Genomic DNA, 21,699 nt, shown 5'->3' on the forward strand with positions numbered 1-21,699 from the left:
ATCCTGAGACTACTCTAACTAAGTATTACGTATTTCTTAGGTAGAAAGTTTCATAATGCGGCAAAGTTTTTTGAATTATTTCCCTAATGCGGCATCTAATGCTGACTGAATGTCTTGAACAGCCTCGATTCCTACCGATAAACGTACCAATCCCATCGTGATTCCCGTTTCCTTGCGCTGCTCTTCAGAAAAAGCACGGTGAGACGTCGTAACAGGATGAGATACACTCGTCTCCACACCTGCAAGGGACGGAGCCAACTTGATCCAGTCAAGTGCCCGGTAAAAGTCGTAGATCTTCGTCTCGTCTGCCAGAACAAAGGATACCATTGCCCCCTGTTTTTGCCGTAAAAAAAAGAAGGTATCCGTAGGACTTGGGTAATACACTTGTCCAACTTCAGGATGCTCACGAAGAAACGCAGCGATCTGGCTGGCATTATCGCATTGACGCTCCATTCTCACTGCCAACGTTTTCAAACCACGTGATGTCAACCAGGCCTCAAAAGGACTGAGCGATACACCATAGTTGGCTACGACCTCTGTGGCACGCTTGATTGTCGCCTGTGATCCAACCAGAACACCTGACGTCACATCGCTATGTCCACCTATGTATTTGGTTCCACTATGTACCACGAGATCTGCTCCGAATGAAATGGGTTGTACCAAATACGGGGTCGCAAACGTATTATCCACCATGACGGTTAAGCCAAGACTTTTTGCTTTCTTGATCCAGTAAGGCAAATCCGCAACTGTCAATAACGGATTGGTGATGGTCTCCAAGAAAAATAGCCGCGTAGTTGGGCGAACATGATCAGCAAGCTTTGTCATTTGACCAAGCTGGATGCACTCGAGCTCGATTCCAAATCGCGACAGTTCCTTGTGCAGTAGAGCATAGGTACCACCATAAATTTCATGGGAAGCCAGCTCGTGATCTCCAGGAGAAAGAACGGCAAGTAAACCCGCCATGATTGCTCCCATACCGGAGGCAGCACTAACACCTGCTTCTGCGCCTTCTAAAACAGCGATTGCACGAGCCAGCTCCGCTTGGTTGGGATTGCCATTTCGGGTGTACAAGTATTCTCCCTCGCCGACGTAGTACTGTTCTACTTCCTCCAAACCATCGAAAGCAAAAACGGAGGTTTGATAAATCGGTGTAGATTTGCTCTTTACTCCCCGCAAAGGGTCATGTCCAATATGTACCGTTTTGGTCTCAAATCGCTCTGCCACATTGATCCACCCTTTTCTCCCAATCATACCACGCGAGATTGGAAAGGAAACTAGCGGATTGGCAAAAGCTCGACGATTTGTGTTATAATTCGAAACCGAACCACCCAACAGTATGAAACAAAGGAAGGTGCATAAGATGAGAAAGTTGATCACTACTCTGTTTACATGTCTGACGGCAATCGCCTTGGTTACGGGTTGTTCTACAGGAAGCAATGAAGCTGCTCCTAATCAGCCGACTACGCCAGCAGAGAAACCAGCATCCAAAGAGCCAGCTAACCCACCGGGTCCAACGGGAGAGAAGAAATACGAGAAGGCTCCGGCTATGCAGCTTGACAAAGCAAAGGATTATCAAGCAAAAATCTCTACTTCTATGGGAGACATTACGATCGATCTGTTTGAAAAAGATGCCCCAATTGCTGTCAATAACTTTGTTTTCCTCGCAAAGGACAAGTTCTATGACGGCATCACGTTCCACCGCGTCATCAAAGACTTCATGATTCAAACAGGCGATCCATTGGGATCTGGCATGGGTGGCCCTGGTTACACGTTTGAAGACGAATTGAAAAATGGTCATAAATATGAAGCAGGCGTAGTTGCCATGGCGAATTCCGGTAAAAACACGAATGGTAGCCAATTCTTCATTGGTTCTGGCCCTGACGTGACAGGATTGGACAACTCTCCGAATTACACGATTTTCGGAAAAGTTACGGGTGGCATGGATGTCGTTCAAAAAATTGCAGGAACGAAAGTAAAGAAAAACCCACAAACGGGTGAACCAAGTGTTCCTGAGCAAACGATTACCATTAAATCCATTACGATTACGGAAAAATAAGAGCAGCCTCAAACTGCACACGAAAGCCACTTTCTCAACGGGAAAGTGGCTTTTTTTATTTAGAAACATCCGTTCATGAAAACACTTTCATAAATTGCGTGATATTGTAAATAGTTCTATGGAACCAATTCCCTCTTGAACCATTCCAATAAGACCGATAGACTTGCAAAAGACCTGATTCGCTTCCGCAATCAAAACGCAAAAAGCGAAAAGGAGTGGTTCACACCATGTTGACACGAGAAGCGCCAACGCGTTTTTTCTTCTTTTTGAACAGTTTTGGCTTGATGTTGTTATGCTTATTTGTCACACCGACAAGTGCAATGGCACCACAACCAGTACAATTCCTCCCTGTTCTCGGTAGTGCAAAGGCGCCATCGGAACAAGTTTCAAAGAAGGAAAAGAAATCAACCCTATCTGCTACAGCAGTAAAACGCGAGTCTGTGCAGGTTAGTCGTGATAGTCGCCCAAAAGTGGTTCGCAATGGAAAAGTGAAGGTTTCACAGAGGGATATGGAACTGCTCGCCCGGTTAGTGTATGCGGAAGGCCGGGGAGAACCGTACGAAGGACAGGTAGCGATTGCTGCCGTTGTATTGAATCGGGTTGCTTCAGATGAATTTCCAAATACGGTACGGGAGGTTATTTATGCTCCCAATGCGTTTTCGCCTGTCCATGACGGCAATTTGACACATAAATCAAATGAAAGTACGAGAAAAGCGGTCCAGGACGCGGTGAATGGAAAGGACCCGAGCAATGGTTCCCTGTACTTCTTCAATCCGGATACGGCTACATCCAAGTGGATTTGGTCACGTCCTGTAACGGTTGAGATCGGTAACCATCGTTTTGCTCGTTAACGCGATACTTACAGAAAAAGATTTAATAATACTTTATTTTTATTTTATTGATGTTTTACTTTTGCTTGCTATGTTGTAGGTGTAAGCACTTTTTCAACGCATTGAGAAAAAGTTCGATTATCTTCTTTGGATGACTTTTTAACGTAAGCATGTTTAGATCGATCATTCAATCTGAGTATGCCTACGCTAATAGCTTTGATTGATTGACTGTTTTGGGTGAGAGCAAACCAGTCATAGAACAATCAGTCGTTCTTTTTCTCAATCGCCCCCAATAATTAGGCATTCCCAACTGGGAATGCCCCTTTTTTTATTAGAACCCGTATATAGACATACCGCCATCAACCGAAATCGTTTGCCCCGATATGTATGAAGCTGCATCAGAGGACAAGAAAATCGCTGGTCCTACCAAGTCCTCCACATCCCCGATTCGTCCACTCGGCGTTCGCTGCAACACCTCTTGGACGAACGCTTCGTCGCTAAGCAAGCTCTCCGTTAGTGGTGTACGGAAATACCACGGCGCGATCGCATTTACGTTGACACCAAACTTGCTCCATTCTGATGCCAGCACTCGCGTCATCTGGATGAGTCCAGCTTTGCTGGCACCATACGCGACACCCGTACGAAGTGCTACTACACCTGCGACCGAAGCAATATTGACGATTCTGCCATAGCGCTGCTCGCACATGATTTTGCCAGCAGCTTGACTCATGAAAAATGCTGCTTTCAAATTCAAATCCACTACTCTGTCCCACTCTTCTTCCGTTACTTCATGTGCTTTTTTGCGGATATTCATTCCTGCATTGTTGATCAGGATATGAACACCCCCTAGCTCTTCGACTGCTTGCTTCACAACACGGTCCGCTGCATCAGACACAGTCAGGTCAGCCTCGAAAGCCACTCCACCTTTTGCTTCAATCTCCGATACCACTTCTTGCAAATCGGAAGCTGTTCGCGAGACTACCGCAACTTCCGCACCCGCTTCTGCGATTCCCAATGCTAGTGCCTTCCCAATTCCTCTTCCTGCACCTGTTATGATTGCTTTCTTTCCATGCAAATCAAAACGTGTCATTTTCGAACCGACTCCCCTTTCGTTTCTTTAGAGGATTCTGCATCCATCGCCTTTTCCCTTGTCTTTTGCTACAATATACCTGTATGGAAAGGGGGCAGTCCGTTGCGTTTGTACAGTCAAATGACACTCGCCGAGCTGCAGGAGGAAATGGAGCGCCTGCACGTCGAAGCGAAAGAGAAAAAGAAGCTTGGTGATCACTCACAGCTTGCGATCATTACACAAAAGTACTTTATGGCGAAATCGTACTATTTAGGAACGGATGAGTTCCGAATCGGCAGCATATACAGCGTGCCTGATTACGATCAGCCGTTTACAATTGATTATTTCAACGGCGTATTTGCTTGGGGACGTTTCCCTGATTCGGACGAGCAGACAGGTTTTCCAGTCGGAATGCTGGAACTGTGGTTCGACTAGAAAAAAGAGATCGGCACTCGCACTCTTGTGCATGCCGATCTCTTTTTTCTTGCCCGTACACATGCCGCAGCAGCATGGATATACTAAGAAAAACGAAAGTGAGCCACCCCGCATATGGACTGGATTTCTATCATCCTTTTGGTACTATTGGCACTCGGTGTCATTGGCAACAACGCCACCGTCTCCATTGCAGTTGCGATCCTTCTATTAATGAGGCTCCTGTCGTTGGACCGATATTTCCCACTGCTCGAGCAGCATGGCCTACAGCTTGGGATCATAATACTGACGATTGGAATCATGACTCCGCTTGCTAGCGGCAAAATCGATCCGTCCTCTATCCTTGAAATTTTTACGAATTGGCGTTCGATACTCGCGGTTGCTGTCGGTATGTTTGTCGCTTATCTGGCTGGAAAAGGAACGGTTTTAATGTCGCAAAACCCTTTGATCGTTACAGGCTTGCTGCTGGGTACGATCGCTGGTGTCACTTTTTTCCGCGGTGTTGCAGTCGGTCCATTAATTGCAGCAGGAATTCTCGCCTTTATTTTGCAATTTCTCCCGAAGTGATTAGCTCCAGCGCTCTTTCAACTGAAGACCATAAGCCAAAATTTGCTGTGGCGTAACCATACGAAAGCCTTGCTGCGCACGATAATCAATCGTAAGCAATTCAGACCCGATATAGGCAATGGTTTCGCGATCAATCACAAATGTCAAAGAATCGACCTGGTAGGCTTCATCCTCTGGACCTTCGGTATCCCACCACAACGCAAACTCTACATTCATCCCGCAGCCACCGACTAGCTCACCGTTGATCCGAATGGGCTTGTCTGTACTGGCCATGCGTTCTGCTGCCTCTTTTGTTACTTTCACGATCATGTTCTTGGTGCCACCTTTCTCATGATTTTCCAATATGCTGCATGCATCATCTCTTCCATGATAGCATACAATGCTTGAAAGGCAGCAGAAAGGACGATCTTCTATGAACATCTACGAACAAGATGGGATTTTTGTCGCTGAAACGGAGTTCCAATCGGAGCACGTTGTCATTTTTGCGAATACATGGGAGGAAGCCAAAGAAAAACTACTCGTTCGGCTTCTGGTACTAGAAATGATTGGTTGAATGAAAAGCGGGTCGCCAACTGGACCTGCTTTTTTCAATCCCGAAACCATAAGGAGCTATCCATGGCATACAAAACAACTACGACAATCGACGAGCAGCACCTGGTTGCTCAAATCAGACAAGCAACAACCAAAGCCAATCGCAACAATATCACCCGCACACAAGCATACCTCGCCTTTTATCTCGAACACCAAGAGGTTCACTGGGCGTTATTGGCCCATCTGGTCTCACGAAATGGCGGGTGGAACATGACGGATTTAAAAGGAGAGTGGCTACCGCTTATCATGGATGCACAAGCAATCGAGCCCTTTTTTTGGTTTTTGGAAAGATGTAACTGGCTGATTTTTCACGATGCCTATCCGCAATTACTCCTGTATGCGGAGATGAAACGAACGGGGACAGATTTAACAAAGCTTTTGGCGCCACTTGGTGTTTCAGTCTTTATGCAATCGTATTGGCAAGAGTTCCTCGCATCTAAAGACAGTGCGCGCATTACACATGCACTCATCGTCAATGAACAGCAGTATATCGAACAACGCGTCGTACAGAAGCCATTTACACTGAATCGTATATTCGCTTCGTTTGCCTTCGTCGCCCAATCAGCTCTCTCGATGAATCAAGTGCTCATTCCTTATAAAGCGCATCTTACTGACCGTCGACTTAGCTTGATCGGATTGAATGTCCATCATTTTCCCGATGTCCTGTACCGCATTCAAGTCGGAAAGACTTTGTATCAGCTATTGTTTGGGGATCGTTTTCGTTTTGAGAAAATGCTCTCCTATTGTTCTCGCATCCCTCATACAGGTTCACGAGCGGATTATTGGCCGCATTTGTTCACACCTCATCATACTCCGCTCACCGCAGAAGTTGAGTATCAGCTGCGATTGGATGGACATGAGTTGCTAGAAGGAAATCCGAAAATATATAGCCCACGTCTTCAAGATGCATGGGCTGATTATGGACACGATCCGGCAGATGGGGTAGATTGGTTTCGAGACGAAAAATGGCACAAGGTCGTGAAAGAACCAGCTTCACTGCCTTCCATCGATAGTGATTCCTATGTGCGTTCCTTGCAATGGATCGAATACGGTGTCAAACTCGTTTCAGCAATTACGTAGCTTGGAAGGAGGCAGCCTCATGGAAAAATGGATGCAAGAAATGGCGTTGAATCAAACAAGTTTTTTGCTATCCTGCCAATTGCCGAGCGGTACCTTTCGCCTTAGTCCCAAACGTGATCAAATCAATCCGTACTTCACCAACCTCGGAATTATTTCCCTCATCCGCATGAAGGAGGTAGATGCTGTTCGCGGTCATCTCGATTGGTATTTGCGGAACCTGAATGCGGACGGCTATATCAATGATTTTCGACTTGAACAAGGCAGAGAAATCGATACCGGCACAAATGATAGCGAAGATAGCTACCACACCACCTATTTCAGCCTGCTTGCGGAATGGATACGAGCAACGGGGCGTATGGACTGGTTACATGCCAACCACGCGAAGCTCTTATCCCTTCTCCAAGCAGTTGCCCGCCTTCAACAAAAGGACGGCCTGACCTGGGCGAAGCATTCGTATCGTGTCAAATATTTGATGGACAATTGCGAAGTGGCCAAGGGGCTGGCAGATGCTTCGTATTTATTTTCGTTGATCGGAAATGTGGAGGCTGCCGAGGAAGCAGCTGCACGCGCCAAATCCTGCGAGCTCGGCATCAGTGGCATGTACAGTCGGATTCGCAAGTCGTATGCAATGTATGATCGTACGTACCCCGGCTGGCAAAAATGGTACCCGGACGTCACCTCGCAGGCTTTTCCCATTGTCTACAGCTTGACAGATGCCAACACCGCCTCGCTGCTCTACCAGAGGATCACAGCCGCTTTCCCGCAATTTGATACGTTTCAGACTGGTGATTTATATCCGTGGATGACGATGGGGGTATGCGCGCAGTTGATGGGTGATAAGACACGAGTGAAGACAATGCTCGTGACCGCAACAGACTTGTACATACACGGTCCTAGGTACCCGTACTGGCTGATTCAAGATGCCGGGCGCTATATTGAGTTATTATTGGAAAGGCAATCGTGAGGTTTTTCTAGGAGTTGCTTTACCCAACGATAGCAACTCTCCAGTTGTTCGTCCGTTACTTGTTCGGAGCGATGCTCGAACACGATCTTAACATGAGGGTTTTCCTGGCGGATAATCGTCAGGTAGTCCTCGATCGGAGCCCAGCCTTCATCCGGTTTGCATTCGGGAAGAACCGGATAGTGAACGAATTCGACCGTATCAGCAGTCACCTTCATACTCTTCAAATGAATGCTCCACGCATATTTCGTATACTTTTGGATGACTTGACGGGCATTGAAATACGGGTCGATTTTTTCTTGTAGGAATAATCGGCCGGTATCGAGACAGAGCTTGATCGTTGGATATTTCTGTAGCAAGTGCTCTAAAAATTCTGTCTCATACACATATCGGTTGAGTGCATCGAATTCAAGGACAGGTGTGAAACGAAAATCCTTGCCTTTCTCAGCCAACCACGCAAACAGCTGCTCACTACGATATTGAAACTCTGCTTCCTTGTAGGCATGCTCCCATACATAGTCTCGTGAATCATGAAAGCGCCATACACTCCAGTCGATGCGATCGTCCAAGATGACTGGCTTCGGATAATGGAATAAGACATAGGTTGGCTGTAGTGACGCCATATACGCCAATTCCCTGTCAATCCATTCAAAAGCCTCTGCTCTCGTCTGATCATTCGCATCCATAAAAAGGGCATCCCGCAGTTCGGATTGACCTGCACGGAGCGAAAAATGAACACCAATCGCAAATCCTTTTGCTTGAGATTCACGCTGTAGGAATTGGATATCCTCCTCCGATTCAAACAAACATGCCTCTATTCCGTAAAAGCCCTCTTTAAAATCTCGTGCGTATTTTGCCTGATCAAAACCTCCATATTGACCAATCATGAAATTTTTCATTCGAGGGTTTCCTCCTCTTTACCAGCGGTATAGAAAACGCGGGAAGACTATCCCCGCGCTTGCTCTACTTTCTTTCAATTTTCGTACCCGAGTCGTGCGTCACCACGAGAAATGGGATCAATTCCCCTTCCTCCCAATAAAAAGGCAAGACAGAAATCGGCACTTGCCCTTTCGATGCAAAATCATAGGTGATACGCGCTAACAGGTGTGCCCCGGCTTCTCCTGTCATATCCGCCACGATCAGCACATCCTGATGCGGAATCGCGACACCGAGCGAGTCTCCTTGCTTCTTCTGATCCATCTCCGCCAGAAATGAATCAAGCAAAATTCGGCTGGCCGCGTATCCATCTGTCGGACTGATAAAATGGATGCGCTGACCCCCTACCTCTTGTGACTTCACTGAAAAGGGGAGCTTTCGCAAGTTTTCCATCGCGTATGAATGAAGCTGCTCGCTCGTCCAGCCTGCTTCCTGCAGCATCCGCTTCTCAATCAATGCGTAGCCTTCTCCTTGATCTAGGGCGTACAGCACGTGCGTATCAGCTGTATGCTCCTTCACCACCCACCGCTCCGGGTACTTGTTGATCATAGAGGCATGACGCAAAACCGGATAGATGTTATGCTCTTGGCCGCTTACTCTTAGTTGTCGATCCAACTCCATCACTCCCTTCCCTTCGTTTATTACCAAGGTGGATTATCATCGTCCTCTGTAGGCGTGCTCACCGGGGTATAGGCAACGTTCTGGCTTCTCTCTTCGATTTCTTTCATGATGTCCGTCAATGCCTTTGGCTTTAAAAACTCAACAGGGGACATGCCACGCTCGAACTGTAGCTGCTCGCCTTCTAATAGCACCAAATAACGCCCATTCACTTTGGCAATATGCAGGCTCGTGCCGTAATCGGCCAATAACGTGCGGATCTGCATATGATCCAGCTTGAACTTCAGCTCGACCTCTGGTTGGCGATCTGTAATGATTTGCATCGCTTCCATCACGGTCTCATGCTCCCATTTTTCTGCGAGCTCCCGCTTCGGACTTGCGGCAATGAGTTCGATTGCTTCCTCTTCCCGTATCCGCTCTTCGGACTCTTCGGGATACGTATATTCGATGTGCTGTCTCGCCAATGAAATGACTTCTTCAGAGACGATCTGTGTCATCGTCTGTGGATACTCGATAAAGCGCAGAAATTCCTCGAAATACCTCGCGTGGGAGAACTGATGAATTTTCACGTGATACGGGTCATTCATCCCCGATTCGATCATGTACGGATACATGAGCGATTTCATGTTTTTGGCATTAATCGCCATGCGTACATTCGATATGAGGCTCTTCTCATCTGTGATGACCGCTGTTTTTTGTTCGAAATCGCATTTTAAAATAAAGACGTAGCGCTCGTCAATCAGCTCTAACCTCGTCCGGACCACAATCATGACCCCGCCTCTCACCTGAGAGGTTCGCAAATACGACTGAATCAGCTCCTGACAAGGCTCTTTGCTCTCCCCTGACGTTTCCGCTGCCAACAATCGATTCAAGAGGGCATAGTTGGGGTTCGAGTCCAATGGATGTCCAGGCTCCAACACAAATTGACCCAGTTTTGTCGGCGTGCCTTCTGTCTTCGGATTCATCTCGACTTTTCTTTTCGCAATCCGGGCGAATTCCCCATCGAGAAAATCTTTCAGCTCGCTTCTCAGATATTCATCATGGCTCAAATAGCGCGTCATCCGCACTTGTTTAATGCCATCCTCTTCTTCAGGCTGTTCCATTAGATAAAAGGATAACCAGTCAATTGTAAAATTCATACCCTTCGCTCCTGTCTGCATGTAACGAACTGATTATAGCAAACCTATTGAAAAAAAGGTCAGCTTTTTCAAATCATGATAAGATGAAGGGAGGAGGGGAAAATCACACAATGTGGATTCGTATGAAGTCATGGTGGAACGAAACGATACGCGATAAACCGTATCAGCCCGGCCACCTAGCAGGTCAGTATGAAATAACAAAAGTGCTAGGGATGGGAAGCTACGGGATCGCTTATCTCGCCACGCACACCCCTACAGGTAATCAGGTTGTACTGAAACAAGTGAAACCAAGCCTGCGGCACACTCCAAAAGGAGAAGCCTTGCAAGAATATGAAAAAAAGGTGCTGATGTCCCTCTCGCATCCGCAAATCCCTCGCTGTCTGGATTCCTTCACGTATCGGCAAGACTCGTTTATGGTTATGACTTATATTGCGGGCCCGACACTCGAAGACATGTTGTTTGATCAAAACATCGTGGCTGATGAGCAAAAATGCGCCGAATGGATCCGCCAAATCGGGGAACTCGTGGCTTACCTCCATGAGCAAAATGTGATTCACCGCGACGTACGCATCCCCAACGTCATCTGGAAAGAGGACAAGCCGTACCTGATTGATTTTGGCCTCGCACGGTTTGTTGGTGATCGCCCGACTTACTCAGCTGATACCCTTTCCGCCTATCCGGCTGAAAAACAATTGAAGCGAGAAGTTGCTCCTTCCAGTGATTTGTATGCATTAGGGCATTTCTTTTTATTCTTGCTCTATTCCGGGTATGAATCGGAACCGGACGCACCTGAAAAAAGCTGGGAAGAGGAGCTCTCGATATCCCCTTCCATTCGCATGATGATACGGCGTTTGTTACAAATGGACGCCCCTTATGAAAGCGTACATGATTGGCTAACAGACCTGGACCTCTATTTGATCCACTACCAAGAAAAAAGAGCAGGGCATCCGTAGACTTCACGGATTCTCCCTGCTCTTCTTCGTCATTCATTCTGCAATCGGCTCTTGTTTCGCCTGTTCCATCTTTTCTTTCAGTTCCCCTGCTTCCTGGCGCAGCACTTGTCTTTCGTGTTTCGTCAAAACTTCTCCACCAACCGTGCCATTTACCAGCAAATCCTCTTCATATAAGCGATCTTTGCGCATGGAAACCTCCTGCAGACAAGTTGTGTACTTCTTGTCCTACTTTGTTCCAAAGCCGCCCTTCTTATGTGCACGATTTTGATTCCGTTTTGCAGGGCTCGTATTTTTGGCTGGAGCTCCTGACTTTTGTGCTGGCGCGGGTTTTCGTACAGGACGCGGATCTTCCAGCGCTCCGTGCGTCATGAATTTTTCAGCAATAGGCAAGCCTGTTTGCTTGGAAAATTTTTCGATGATAAAACGTTCCTGTGTCGTAATGATCGAAAATACCAGTCCGGCACGCCCCATTCGCCCAGTTCGGCCACTACGATGAATGTACGTGTCAGCGTCCGATGCAGGATCGTAATGAACAATACATTCCACACCTGGAATATCAATGCCACGTGCCGATACATCTGTCGTAATCAACACGGGGAATGCTCCATCTCGGAATTGTTGCAGGGTGCGGGCACGCTCTTCTTTTGAAGCATCACGATGCAGGAATCTGCACGGCAAATGGTGGTAGTTGAGCTTCGATACAATCTCGTCCACTTTTTCGATTTGATTGACAAAAACAATCGAAGAACGAACATTGACGAGGCGCAACAAACGACGGAGCGTGTCCACCTTTTTGCGTGGGTCGGTGACCAAATACATGTGTGCTACTCCTGCTGCGCCTTCTGGTGCTGCTGCGCGGATAACAGCAGCATCTTTTGTGAAAATTTCAGCCGTATGTACGACTTCCTCTGCAATTGTCGCTGAGAATAACAATCGTTGTGTATCACGCAGTGTTTTTTTCATGACCTCTTGAACTGGCTTGCCAAAGCCCGCATCCAGCATCCGGTCAGCCTCGTCGACCACAACTGTCTTCACTTCATGGACCTTTAGCTTACGCTGATCAATCAGCTCCAGCAGTCTACCTGGTGTTGCTACGATCAATACAGGCTTCTTTTTCAGTCTCTCGATTTGGCGTTTCACATCGACTCCGCCAATAATGGACATCACGGCCGTGTCCTTCCCTGGCAGTAGACTTTCTGCTTCCCGCGCAATCTGAACAACGAGCTCATGCGTCGGTGCGAGTACAATGGCCTGTACATCTTTTTGCTCCATATTGATTTTCGATAAAATCGGCAATAGATAAGCAAACGTCTTGCCTGTCCCAGTCGGTGATTCAATCAAAGCATCTCGACCAGCCATAATCAACGGGATGGCTTCACTCTGAACAGGTGTCGGTGTTTCCATTTTTCGCTCTCGCAATATAGTCAACAGCGGTGCGCTAATTTGTAAATCTGCAAACGTGGTGCTCACAAAAACCCTCCTGGCATAAATTCGTGCATTGGGTAAGCTTACCACACTTTGCAGGTAGAAAACAGAGGTAAGCCAGTCCTCGTGAGGCAAGGTCCGTCAGAGATAGAGAAAAACAGGCGAAATCCGAAATGGACTTCGCCTGACCTTCCATCTACCCGTTATTGGAATCGATACGGGTTTCCTGCTTCTCACCCTGGTCTTGACGGTCCCGGCTGGTGGTTTGGTTACGTGTCCCTTTTGGACTTTCCATGTACTCCTCTACTTCCTTTTGAAACGCCTCATCATAGTCACGCACACCTATCACCTCCTGTCCTTTATTTTGACCAGGGTGATCACATATTATTTTCCTGAAACCTTTTTCCCGATCATACGTCTCTTCATATAGGAATGATAACCCTCGTACAATTTGTCAAATGGATGTGAATATGGAATGGAGACGTTATCGCGCACTCGCACTCGCACACACAAGCGAGCCAAGCGCAAGAGACCATGGCGTTGGGTTAAGAAATGGATGCTCGGCACGGCCTTAACCTGTACAACCTTAGCTCTACTAGGAATTATTTTTTTATTTGGAACGAAAAACGGAGAAGAATTACGTGAGTGGGCGGCAGGCACTTTGCTGACAACACAGCATGATTACTGGGCCCCCTATACGTTTTTACCTGATGAAAAACTAAAAGAACTAAAACAGCAAATTACACATCCGACCGTTATCAATTCCGAAGGCACAGGCACGGCAGGACCTCCTGTTCCGCCGAAATCGAATCTGGTAACCGTCACACTTCCGGAGAAACCAAAGGAACTAATCGAGATTGAGGAAATAGACGTCTCAAAAGGCAGTTATTACTTTAAAGGAAAAATCATGTACATTAGCGACCCAAGCAGAGTACGGCTTGTCGTCACGAATCGCAAGGACCGTGGAGATTTGCTCGATGAGTTTGTAAAGAAAACAGGCGCCATCGGGATCGTCAATGCGAGCGGATTCGCTGATCCAGACGGCTACGGCAAAGGTGCGCGTGCCTACGGCGTTGTCATCCACGACGGGAAGATTTTGCAGGGTTACAATCCGAAAAGCGGAGAAACCGCGTTAGGGCTTACCTATGACGGTAAACTCATTACAGGCAGCTACTCGGCTGAACAACTCGTAAAGATGGGCGTACGTGACGCTGTGAGCTTCCGTCCGCAGTTGATCGTAAACGGAAAAAATATGTTTGAAGGAAAGCCTGCCAAGAGCTGGGGCATTCAACCGCGTACCGCGATTGGACAAAAAGAAGACGGAACGATCGTATTTGCTGTCATTGACGGACGCCAGCCCGGCCATTCCATCGGCGCAAGCATGAACGACATGGCGGAAGTATTGGCAGAGCGCGGTGTGGTAACGGCAATGGCCATGGACGGCGGTTCCAGCTCCATGATGCTGCACAACGGTGAAGCCATCACGAAGACATCTTCTCCTTATCATCGAGGCCGCTATTTGCCAAATGCATGGGCTGTTTTTTAAGGAAGTGTTGAGGGGATAGAGGAGGTCACTGATTTATGCAAAGACTTTTTCATTATAGTGAAGATCCGACTATTACGATATTTCAGCCTCGCGCCCATCCCTCCCACCCCACACTTGCTCCCGCTGTATGGGCGATTGATGAAGCACGAGCGCCGATGTATTTTTTACCGCGAGATTGCCCGAGGATTTGCTTTTACAAAAAAGCAGATTCCGAGTCAGTAGACGTTGAGCGCTTTCTTGGCTTGACGAGCGCCAACATGGTTATGGCTATCGAAAGTAAATGGTACTCCGTGCTTACACAAACAAAGCTATATGAATATACCTTCTCACCAGAATCTTTTGATTGCTGGGACGAAGGCGCCGGCTACTATTTGTCAAAGGAAACCGTTACGCCACTAGACGTAAGACCATTAGGAGACCTCGTGCACTGCCTTAGCCAAGCGGATATTGAATTGAGAATCACTCCTTCGCTGTTGCCGCTTCGAGATTCATTGCTACAAAGCAGTCTGCACTTTTCCATGATTCGTATGCGAAATGCGTCGCTCACATAAAAAACAGGCAGTCTCACCCAATGGTGGCTGCCTGTTTTTGCGTTTACAATTTAATCGGTGTTTTTGCCTGCTCCAAGCTCCATTTCTCAACATCCCACGTCTGCGTAACCCAATCCTCATAAAATTCAGGTTCGTGACATACGAGAAGAACGGTCCCTTTGAACTCCTTCAAGGAGCGTTTGAGTTCTTCCTTGGCGACGACATCCAAGTGGTTCGTCGGCTCGTCAAATACCAGCCAGTTGCTTTCGCGCTGCAGTAATTTACAGAGACGAACTTTTGCTTGCTCTCCCCCGGACAAAGCATTCATATTCCGGTTGATATGCTCGTTTTTCAAGCCACAACGTGCAAGCGCTCCGCGAACCTCATGGTTATTCATGGAAGGGAAATCATTCCATACATCATCGAGTGCGGTAATTGGCTTCGCCTTTACCTCTTGCTCGAAGTAAGCAGGATGGAGGAAATCGCCTTTCTCCAGCTTTCCATCCAACGGAGGAATCACACCCAGCAACGTTTTCAACAGGGTAGACTTACCGACACCGTTCATGCCGACAATTGCTACTTTTTCACCGCGCTCCAGCTTCACACTCAGCTTCGGCAGCAAAGGATGAGAATACCCGATTTCCAAGTTTTCAGCTTCGATGACAAAACGGCTACTTGCTCTGGATTCCTTAAAGATAAACGAAGGTTTGGCAGCTGTTTCCGGCTTGTCGATTCTGTCCATTTTATCAAGTTGCTTTTGACGGCTCTTCGCGCGACCGGTAGTAGAAGCACGAGCTTTATTGCGCGCAATAAAGTCTTCCATTTTCGCGATTTCTTCCTGCTGCTTCTCGAACGCATCAAAATGCTGGCTGCGTTTCGTCTCGGACTGAGCCAGGAAGGATTCGTAGTTCCCTGTGTAACGATTCAGCTTGGTAAATTCCAAGTGATAAATCACATTCACGACTTCGTTCATGAAGGTCGTGTCATGGGAAATCAGCATGAAGGCATAAGGATATTCCTTCAAGTAGTTTTTCAGCCACACGATATGCTCTTCATCCAAGTAGTTCGTCGGCTCATCCAGCAAAAGAACAGTTGGTTTTTCCAGCAACAATTTTGCCAAAAGAACCTTGGTACGCTGACCACCAGAGAGCGATGCTACATCGCGCTCCAAACCGATTGCACTCAAACCCAAAGCGTTGGCGATTTCATCTACTTTCGCATCGATCAAATAAAAGCCGCTTGTTTCCAGCTTGTCTTGAATTTCGCCCATGCGCTCCAGCAATTCTTCCAGTTCCTCAGGAGTTGCCTCGGCCATTTTTTCACCAATCGTCATCAGTTCAGCCTCTTGCTCCAACAGTGGCAGGAAGGCGTCCTTCAGTACGTCACGAATCGTTTTACCAGCTTGCAGCTTGGTATGCTGATCCAAATATCCGTATTCGATTTTGGGCATCCATTCAATACGACCATTATCAGGCAAGTTTTGGCCTGTCAAAATCCCCATCATCGTTGATTTTCCTGTACCATTTGCGCCTACGAGTCCGACACGGTCATTCGGTTGCAAACGGAAAGACACATCGCGAAACAACACTCGGTCTCCAAAACCATGGGACAAATTCTCTACAATCAAAACACTCATGCTCTATTCTTCCTCCTGATCTGTTTCCTCTATGAGGCTTACAACAAAATTCTTTCAAAAAATGCAGGAGCGTACCGTGCCACATAAGATTCGCCCGTAAATACCAATTCGTCCAGCCGTACACGCATATCCTGGAGGTTGACACGTTCCCCGGCGATATTTAAAATCGCGGCTCGTGTCATCACCCTCAGAATATTGACTTCTGTAGCCAACTTGTCACCGAACAACTTGCCACTATGCACAATCTCTGAGCGATGATTGTACGATTTTTTTACAAACTGTGCAATCCGTTCACGCTGTAAGGCGGTTTCTCCAAAATAGTACGCCATTCGGACACGCAATTTATAGGTAATCTCGCCTTTTTTGCCATCGGGAACAAACAATGATTCCAATGCAATCCACAGATCCAACAGCTGATCCTCATAGTTTTTCTTCTCCAGTGAAAGCGAATAGCGACGAAAAGCAAGGGATGGCAGCTTCTGTTCGACTAATGAATGAAAAATGCCCGCAGTTTCATCATCAAATGTGTACTTGTCACCATCAAGCGATCGCTTCAAATACGTAATGCCATACATATTGCCATTGACGGTGATGATGTAAGGAATCGAGCAAGTCCCCGTTGTAGACGCTAGATTCAGCTTACTTTCGATTTCTTCAATCCATACCCGATCATCCGTTATTTTCATCTCTTCGTGATCCCCAACTAAAAATAAACTGTTGGGATCTACACGCAAATCAAAGGTTCGCTTGTTCTCGTCCATTTCATTGCGCAAAAAACGAGACGCGATTTCATATGGCTTCTTTGCGCCTGATATGAGCGTGTACGAATTAGGCAAATCGATCCGAACGGGCTGTGCTGTTGTTGAATTGAATACGGGGGCGATTAAGACCGGCATAGTTCTCGCTCCTTCCAGACCAGCAGAGCTCGTTTATTGTTTACATAATAAATATTATGTTCTATAAACAGTATCGTGCCATTCTGCAGTTTTGACAACATATCAATTCCTTCTAAATGTGGACATGCTTCCTCACCATACGAGTTTGGAACAACCTCATTATAGAATACCAGCATTTCCTATGATTCGTCATCATGTGTTTACGCCAAACTAGGTAAAGAAGGAGTTGATTTTATGGAAAAGGACCATATTCTAGATGAAAATCCGCATCAAACTTACAATAATGTAGCTCGGCCGCTGGAACAGACTGGCGAACCCCAGCCCGGCTCTAAAAAAGTGAAGCAGCAAAATCATTCACGTTCCATTCAAACACGCGAAGGATAAAGAATGGCACCCGGCTCCATTGCAGTCGGGTGCTACTGCCCTTCCTTTTTTTTACATCGAAAAAGATTGAATTGTCCCACAAGGATGCACTATGATAAATTTAGTATCCTTGATGGAGGTTAAGTGAAGATGATCACCATTCCACTTCCGGGCAACCATAGCCCTCTTTCCAATTTGATCAGCTATAGTGTTTCCCCGCTATACGAGATGGCTGCTAGTTTGCATACACTCGCCCAAGAGACACCTCCCAAGCGATTTGCGTATTGGACCGAAGAAAAGGTAGAGCAGTTTGAGTCAGCCCGTCTTTTAAAAGAATGGGGTTATTTTGTCCCCCTCTTTCGATATGGGATCCCAGACTCATTTGACCCCCTACATACAAAAGGTGTGATGGCTGTCGATGATCAGTATGAGTACTTCGTAACACTTCCCACTGATCATTTTGTGCGTAGCATGAAACCGATCTTGGAGGAGTGGATATCGCATCACGATACTCCTGTGGTTGCCTTCGATTTAGAAGAGGATGCCGACTATGTGAAAGGCCGTTTCAGCCTGTTCGTTTCATCTTATTGGCAGTTATTTTTTGAGGCGAATTGGGAGGCGATTGCTCCAAAATTTGTGCGTGAAGCAGAACGGATTTATTACTCTTTACAAGGAATCCATTCCCTTACCACCTATCTGCAATCCATTTCTCCCGCAATTACCTATGACACAGAAACTCATCAGCTAACCTGTCCGAGTAATGGTCCAAGCTACGATGCGCAGCATCTCATTCTTTATCCGAGCTATTATTATGCCCAAGAACCCACGCTTACGAAAAAAGGCTGGAATGCCCATTTGCTGTATTCCATCTCGGAAGTTCCCACTCAACCAAAAACGCCCTCATGAAGGGCGTTTTTCATGTTGCATATGAGCGACAATCAATTTATCTAATTGTTGGCTGATTCTCACGATTTCAGGGTCAAGAAAATTGTAACCTGCATCTTTTGCTGCGCGCTCTAGTTTTAGTCGCAAGTCATCAATCATCTGACTCGTAATTTCCATGCTGCAGACCCCCACCTAACGTTGTCTCCCACTATTTTACATTATATAAGAACAGGTGGAAAGGGTAAGATGTGGAAGAAAAAGCCTTGTACCCATTTCCGGCACAAGGCTTTTCCCACTTCCTATTTCATGACGTGGATCGGACGACCCAGAGCCAATTCAGCAGCTTCCATTGTTACTTCACCCAGTGTTGGATGTGCGTGGATGGTCAGCTCGATATCTTCGAGTGTTGCGCCCATTTCGATCGCCAATCCGATCTCTGCGATGATGTTGGATGCTTCTGGACCAACGATTTGCGCACCCAATACGAGATTCGTTTCTTTTTCTGCAATCAGCTTCACATAGCCTTCGCCTGCATTTACAGACAGAGCGCGACCGTTTGCTGCGAATGGGAAACGACCTACAACGTAATCGATGCCTTTTTCTTTTGCTTCTTTCTCATTGATTCCTACGCTTGCGATTTCTGGATCGCAGAATACAACCGCTGGAATCGCCTTGTAGTCTACTTCAGCTGGATGGCCAGCAATTGCCTCAGCAGCAACCTTGCCTTCGTAGGAAGCTTTGTGAGCCAACGCAGGACCTGCTACGATATCCCCGATCGCGTAAACGTTAGGAATGCTCGTGCGACCTTGCTTGTCGACAACGATCAAACCACGGTCAGTCACATTCATGCCGATATCGCGAATACCGAGTTCATCTGTATTCGGACGACGTCCAACAGTAACGAGTACGTATTCCGCCTCGATTTTTTGTTGCTCGCCTTTTACTTCTGCAGTCACGATCACGCCGTTTTCTGTCTCTTCCATTCCTTGTGCCAGTGCTTTTGTATGGATGGTAACGTCGAGCTTTTTCAGCTTGCGTTCCACCAAACGTGGCATGTCTGGCTCAAATCCTGGCAAGATTTGATCGGAACCTTCCAAAATCGTAACTTTTGTACCAAACTTCGCAAACACCGTACCAAGCTCGATACCGATGTATCCGCCACCGATTACCACGAGGCTCTTCGGCAGTTCAGTCAAGGACAGCGCTTCAGTAGAAGACATTACGCGTTTGCCAAACGGGAATGCAGGCAACTCGATTGGGCGCGAACCAGTTGCAATGATGCAATGCTGGAAGCGATAACGGTTGACATCATAACCGTGGAATACACGTACTTCATTTTCACTTACGAACAGTGCTTCACCAGGGATTACCTGGATTTTGTTGCCTTTGAAGAGGGAGCCTACGCCACCAGTCAGTTGCTTCACGATGCCGCTTTTCCACTCTTGTACTTTGGCAAAATCCACTTTTACATTTTCCATGGTGATACCCATGGATTCTGTATGTTGTGTGTGCTCATATGTGTGTGCAGCGTGGATCATCGCTTTGGAAGGGATGCAACCTACGTTCAGACATACGCCACCCAGCTCACCTTTTTCCACGACAGCTACTGTTTTGCCCATTTGAGCAGCACGAATCGCTGCAACATATCCACCTGGACCGGCACCAATTACGAGTACATCAACTTCTGTAGTAAATTCACCTACTACCATTGTCTCTTATCCCTCCATGACGAGCAGCGTTGGGTTTTCGAGGAGCTGCTTCACGTAGTTGACGAAACGCTGTGCAGGTTCGCCATCAACCAAGCGGTGGTCAAAGCTCAAGGACAGGTGCAACATTTGACCAACCACGATTTCTCCGTTTTTCACAACTGGTTTTTCGCTGATGCGGCCAACACCCAGAATAGCTACTTCTGGATGGTTAATGATAGGCGTGAAGAACATACCACCAGCAGAACCGATGTTTGTGATGCTGAAAGTGGAACCTTTCAACTCATCTGCAGTCGCTTTGCGGTCGCGTGCTTTCTTCGCCAGATCGCCGATTTCACCTGCGATTTGGAAGATGGATTTGCTGTCAGCGGATTTCACAACTGGAACGAGCAAGCCGTCTTCTGTCGAGGTAGCGATACCGATGTTGTAGTACTTTTTAAAGATGATTTCTTGTTTTTCATCGTCAATAGAAGCGTTGAGTTCTGGGAATTTCTTCAGACCAGCTACAACTGCTTTCACGATCATAGGCAGGTAAGTCAGCTTCACACCACGCTCTTCAGCAAGTGGCTTCGCATCTTTACGCATAGCGACAAGCGCTGTAACATCCACTTCGTCAAAGATCGTTACGTGTGGTGCTGTGTAAGCAGATTTCACCATTGCTTTTGCGATTGCTTTACGCATACCTTTCAGCGGAACGCGCTCTTCCAGTTCGCCTGCTTGAGGTGTGTGGTGAACAGTTGGAGCCGCTGCTGCTTGTGCTACACCTGTAGCTGCTGCTGCAGGAGCCTCAGTTGCTACTGGAGCTGCCACTGCTTGTGCAGTTGGTGCTGCTGCTCCGCCAGATACGAAGCGATCTACGTCATCGCGTGTGATGCGACCCAATTTGCCTGTACCAGGTACATTAGCCAATTGAATGCCTTTTTCGCGAGCGTATTTGCGAACGGAAGGTGTAGCCAACACATGCTTACGGTCAATTGGTGCCGCTACTGCTGTTGCAGTTGCTTGTGCCATTGGCGTTTCCAGAGCTTGGTTCGCATTTGCACTCACTTGGGAACCGATGTCGCAACCTGGCTCCATTTTGTCTGCAGCTTGAGGCGCTGGTGCCGCTTCAGCAGCGTGGGAATCGCCATGACCATGGTCTGGCAGGTTCGGAATTTCGCCTTCTACGTCAAACTCGATCAGTGGATCGCCGACTACAGAAACCGTACCCTCAGTTACTTTCAGATCGATAACTTTCCCTTTAACAGGCGACGGTACTTCTACAACCGCCTTGTCATTTTGTACTTCCATGATGACTTGGTCTTCTTCTACGGAATCTCCGGGCTGTACGTGCCATTTGACGATTTCGCCTTCATGGATACCCTCGCCGAGCTCCGGGAGTCTGAATGTAAAACGACTCACAGTATCTCCTCCTTGTAAGCATTTATCATAAATTTTTACTTACTATCGCTAGAAAGAAGGCGGAAAGCTTTCAACTTTT

At 47.1% G+C, this 21,699-nt stretch carries 26 protein-coding genes; 12 read left to right on the forward strand and 14 right to left on the reverse strand.

All coding sequences use genetic code 11. The features are described from left to right. Positions 1-75: 75 nt before the first annotated feature. Positions 76-1,251 (reverse strand): trans-sulfuration enzyme family protein, encoded by a 1,176-nt coding sequence (locus C7R92_RS03685; RefSeq protein ID WP_106833290.1) that lies wholly within the window; start codon positions 1,249-1,251, stop codon positions 76-78. A 109-nt stretch (positions 1,252-1,360) separates the two neighbouring features. Between C7R92_RS03685 and C7R92_RS03690 the strand changes: the two genes are divergently transcribed. Then, the gene (locus tag C7R92_RS03690) at positions 1,361-2,056 is read left to right on the forward strand and encodes a peptidylprolyl isomerase (protein WP_106833291.1); all 696 of its coding nucleotides are present in this window, start codon (positions 1,361-1,363) and stop codon (positions 2,054-2,056) included. A 227-nt stretch (positions 2,057-2,283) separates the two neighbouring features. Then, positions 2,284-2,907, forward strand: a complete 624-nt coding sequence (locus tag C7R92_RS03695; protein ID WP_106833292.1) for a cell wall hydrolase — start codon at positions 2,284-2,286, stop codon at positions 2,905-2,907. Between the two features lie 310 nt (positions 2,908-3,217). Here C7R92_RS03695 and C7R92_RS03700 read toward each other — a convergent pair whose 3' ends face one another. Further along, positions 3,218-3,976 (reverse strand): SDR family NAD(P)-dependent oxidoreductase, encoded by a 759-nt coding sequence (locus tag C7R92_RS03700; protein ID WP_106833293.1) that lies wholly within the window; start codon positions 3,974-3,976, stop codon positions 3,218-3,220. Between the two features lie 102 nt (positions 3,977-4,078). Between C7R92_RS03700 and C7R92_RS03705 the strand changes: the two genes are divergently transcribed. After that, positions 4,079-4,390 carry a YfhH family protein gene (locus C7R92_RS03705; RefSeq protein WP_106833294.1) on the forward strand — a complete coding sequence of 104 codons (312 nt, stop codon included), beginning with the start codon at positions 4,079-4,081 and terminating at the stop codon, positions 4,388-4,390. Positions 4,391-4,504: 114 nt separating this feature from the next. Continuing rightward, positions 4,505-4,954: a DUF441 domain-containing protein gene (locus C7R92_RS03710; protein WP_069844745.1), complete on the forward strand. Its 450-nt coding sequence runs from the start codon at positions 4,505-4,507 to the stop codon at positions 4,952-4,954. Here C7R92_RS03710 and C7R92_RS03715 read toward each other — a convergent pair whose 3' ends face one another. Next, positions 4,955-5,263: an iron-sulfur cluster biosynthesis family protein gene (locus C7R92_RS03715; RefSeq protein WP_106833295.1), complete on the reverse strand. Its 309-nt coding sequence runs from the start codon at positions 5,261-5,263 to the stop codon at positions 4,955-4,957. Between the two features lie 103 nt (positions 5,264-5,366). Between C7R92_RS03715 and C7R92_RS32205 the strand changes: the two genes are divergently transcribed. The 3 genes from C7R92_RS32205 (at position 5,367) to C7R92_RS03725 (ending at position 7,589) form a co-directional block, all read left to right on the forward strand. Then, entirely contained in the window at positions 5,367-5,507 is a 141-nt protein-coding gene (locus C7R92_RS32205; protein ID WP_007718846.1) for a hypothetical protein, read from the forward strand. Between the two features lie 62 nt (positions 5,508-5,569). After that, the gene (locus C7R92_RS03720; RefSeq protein ID WP_106833296.1) at positions 5,570-6,625 is read left to right on the forward strand and encodes a DUF2515 family protein; all 1,056 of its coding nucleotides are present in this window, start codon (positions 5,570-5,572) and stop codon (positions 6,623-6,625) included. A gap of 19 nt (positions 6,626-6,644) precedes the next feature. Further along, the gene (locus C7R92_RS03725; RefSeq protein ID WP_106833297.1) at positions 6,645-7,589 is read left to right on the forward strand and encodes a prenyltransferase/squalene oxidase repeat-containing protein; all 945 of its coding nucleotides are present in this window, start codon (positions 6,645-6,647) and stop codon (positions 7,587-7,589) included. On the opposite strand, the gene C7R92_RS03730 is transcribed toward C7R92_RS03725, so the two are convergent. The 3 genes from C7R92_RS03730 to C7R92_RS03740 all read right to left on the reverse strand — a co-directional run bounded on the left by C7R92_RS03730 (position 7,556) and on the right by C7R92_RS03740 (position 10,279). Beyond that, positions 7,556-8,485 carry an apurinic/apyrimidinic endonuclease family protein gene (locus C7R92_RS03730; protein WP_106833298.1) on the reverse strand — a complete coding sequence of 310 codons (930 nt, stop codon included), beginning with the start codon at positions 8,483-8,485 and terminating at the stop codon, positions 7,556-7,558. The genes C7R92_RS03725 and C7R92_RS03730 overlap by 34 nt on opposite strands. A gap of 64 nt (positions 8,486-8,549) precedes the next feature. Beyond that, complete coding sequence (locus C7R92_RS03735) at positions 8,550-9,143, reverse strand: DUF1444 family protein (RefSeq protein WP_106833299.1); 594 nt, start codon at positions 9,141-9,143, stop codon at positions 8,550-8,552. Positions 9,144-9,163: 20 nt separating this feature from the next. After that, the gene (locus C7R92_RS03740) at positions 9,164-10,279 is read right to left on the reverse strand and encodes a DUF3900 domain-containing protein (protein WP_106833300.1); all 1,116 of its coding nucleotides are present in this window, start codon (positions 10,277-10,279) and stop codon (positions 9,164-9,166) included. A gap of 110 nt (positions 10,280-10,389) precedes the next feature. Between C7R92_RS03740 and C7R92_RS03745 the strand changes: the two genes are divergently transcribed. Then, the gene (locus C7R92_RS03745) at positions 10,390-11,232 is read left to right on the forward strand and encodes a serine/threonine protein kinase (RefSeq protein WP_106833301.1); all 843 of its coding nucleotides are present in this window, start codon (positions 10,390-10,392) and stop codon (positions 11,230-11,232) included. A gap of 33 nt (positions 11,233-11,265) precedes the next feature. Here C7R92_RS03745 and C7R92_RS32210 read toward each other — a convergent pair whose 3' ends face one another. From C7R92_RS32210 to C7R92_RS32215, 3 genes are all read right to left on the reverse strand, one after another. After that, the gene (locus C7R92_RS32210; RefSeq protein ID WP_007718860.1) at positions 11,266-11,421 is read right to left on the reverse strand and encodes a hypothetical protein; all 156 of its coding nucleotides are present in this window, start codon (positions 11,419-11,421) and stop codon (positions 11,266-11,268) included. Positions 11,422-11,457: 36 nt separating this feature from the next. Then, entirely contained in the window at positions 11,458-12,702 is a 1,245-nt protein-coding gene (locus C7R92_RS03750; protein WP_069844738.1) for a DEAD/DEAH box helicase, read from the reverse strand. A gap of 151 nt (positions 12,703-12,853) precedes the next feature. Next, complete coding sequence (locus C7R92_RS32215) at positions 12,854-12,997, reverse strand: hypothetical protein (protein WP_007718864.1); 144 nt, start codon at positions 12,995-12,997, stop codon at positions 12,854-12,856. 135 nt (positions 12,998-13,132) lie between these two features. Here C7R92_RS32215 and C7R92_RS03755 point away from each other — a divergent pair, with 135 nt between their 5' ends. Then, complete coding sequence (locus tag C7R92_RS03755) at positions 13,133-14,203, forward strand: phosphodiester glycosidase family protein (protein ID WP_069844737.1); 1,071 nt, start codon at positions 13,133-13,135, stop codon at positions 14,201-14,203. Positions 14,204-14,238: 35 nt separating this feature from the next. Then, positions 14,239-14,754 carry a DUF6886 family protein gene (locus C7R92_RS03760; RefSeq protein ID WP_106833302.1) on the forward strand — a complete coding sequence of 172 codons (516 nt, stop codon included), beginning with the start codon at positions 14,239-14,241 and terminating at the stop codon, positions 14,752-14,754. Between the two features lie 43 nt (positions 14,755-14,797). On the opposite strand, the gene C7R92_RS03765 is transcribed toward C7R92_RS03760, so the two are convergent. Together C7R92_RS03765 and C7R92_RS03770 are read right to left on the reverse strand one after the other, a co-directional pair. After that, the gene (locus C7R92_RS03765) at positions 14,798-16,369 is read right to left on the reverse strand and encodes an ABC-F family ATP-binding cassette domain-containing protein (RefSeq protein ID WP_017249156.1); all 1,572 of its coding nucleotides are present in this window, start codon (positions 16,367-16,369) and stop codon (positions 14,798-14,800) included. Between the two features lie 38 nt (positions 16,370-16,407). Next, entirely contained in the window at positions 16,408-17,265 is an 858-nt protein-coding gene (locus C7R92_RS03770) for a HEPN domain-containing protein (RefSeq protein ID WP_017249157.1), read from the reverse strand. Positions 17,266-17,499: 234 nt separating this feature from the next. On the opposite strand from C7R92_RS03770, the gene C7R92_RS03775 reads away from it, so the two are divergent. Both C7R92_RS03775 and C7R92_RS03780 read left to right on the forward strand, forming a co-directional pair. Next, positions 17,500-17,649 (forward strand): hypothetical protein, encoded by a 150-nt coding sequence (locus C7R92_RS03775; RefSeq protein WP_015891582.1) that lies wholly within the window; start codon positions 17,500-17,502, stop codon positions 17,647-17,649. Between the two features lie 129 nt (positions 17,650-17,778). Continuing rightward, positions 17,779-18,534 carry a hypothetical protein gene (locus C7R92_RS03780; protein ID WP_106833303.1) on the forward strand — a complete coding sequence of 252 codons (756 nt, stop codon included), beginning with the start codon at positions 17,779-17,781 and terminating at the stop codon, positions 18,532-18,534. Here the strand turns inward: C7R92_RS03780 and C7R92_RS03785 are convergent. The 3 genes from C7R92_RS03785 to C7R92_RS03795 all read right to left on the reverse strand — a co-directional run bounded on the left by C7R92_RS03785 (position 18,529) and on the right by C7R92_RS03795 (position 21,620). Then, positions 18,529-18,690, reverse strand: a complete 162-nt coding sequence (locus C7R92_RS03785; protein WP_017249159.1) for an aspartyl-phosphate phosphatase Spo0E family protein — start codon at positions 18,688-18,690, stop codon at positions 18,529-18,531. The two genes, C7R92_RS03780 and C7R92_RS03785, sit on opposite strands and share 6 nt — an antisense overlap. A gap of 122 nt (positions 18,691-18,812) precedes the next feature. Beyond that, positions 18,813-20,222, reverse strand: a complete 1,410-nt coding sequence (gene lpdA, locus C7R92_RS03790; RefSeq protein ID WP_017249160.1) for a dihydrolipoyl dehydrogenase — start codon at positions 20,220-20,222, stop codon at positions 18,813-18,815. A 6-nt stretch (positions 20,223-20,228) separates the two neighbouring features. Then, entirely contained in the window at positions 20,229-21,620 is a 1,392-nt protein-coding gene (locus tag C7R92_RS03795) for a dihydrolipoamide acetyltransferase family protein (protein WP_106833304.1), read from the reverse strand. Between the last annotated feature and the right edge of the window lie 79 nt (positions 21,621-21,699).

Origin of the sequence: Brevibacillus porteri (assembly GCF_003013475.1) — a bacterium.
Classification (GTDB): Bacteria; Bacillota; Bacilli; order Brevibacillales; family Brevibacillaceae; genus Brevibacillus; species Brevibacillus porteri.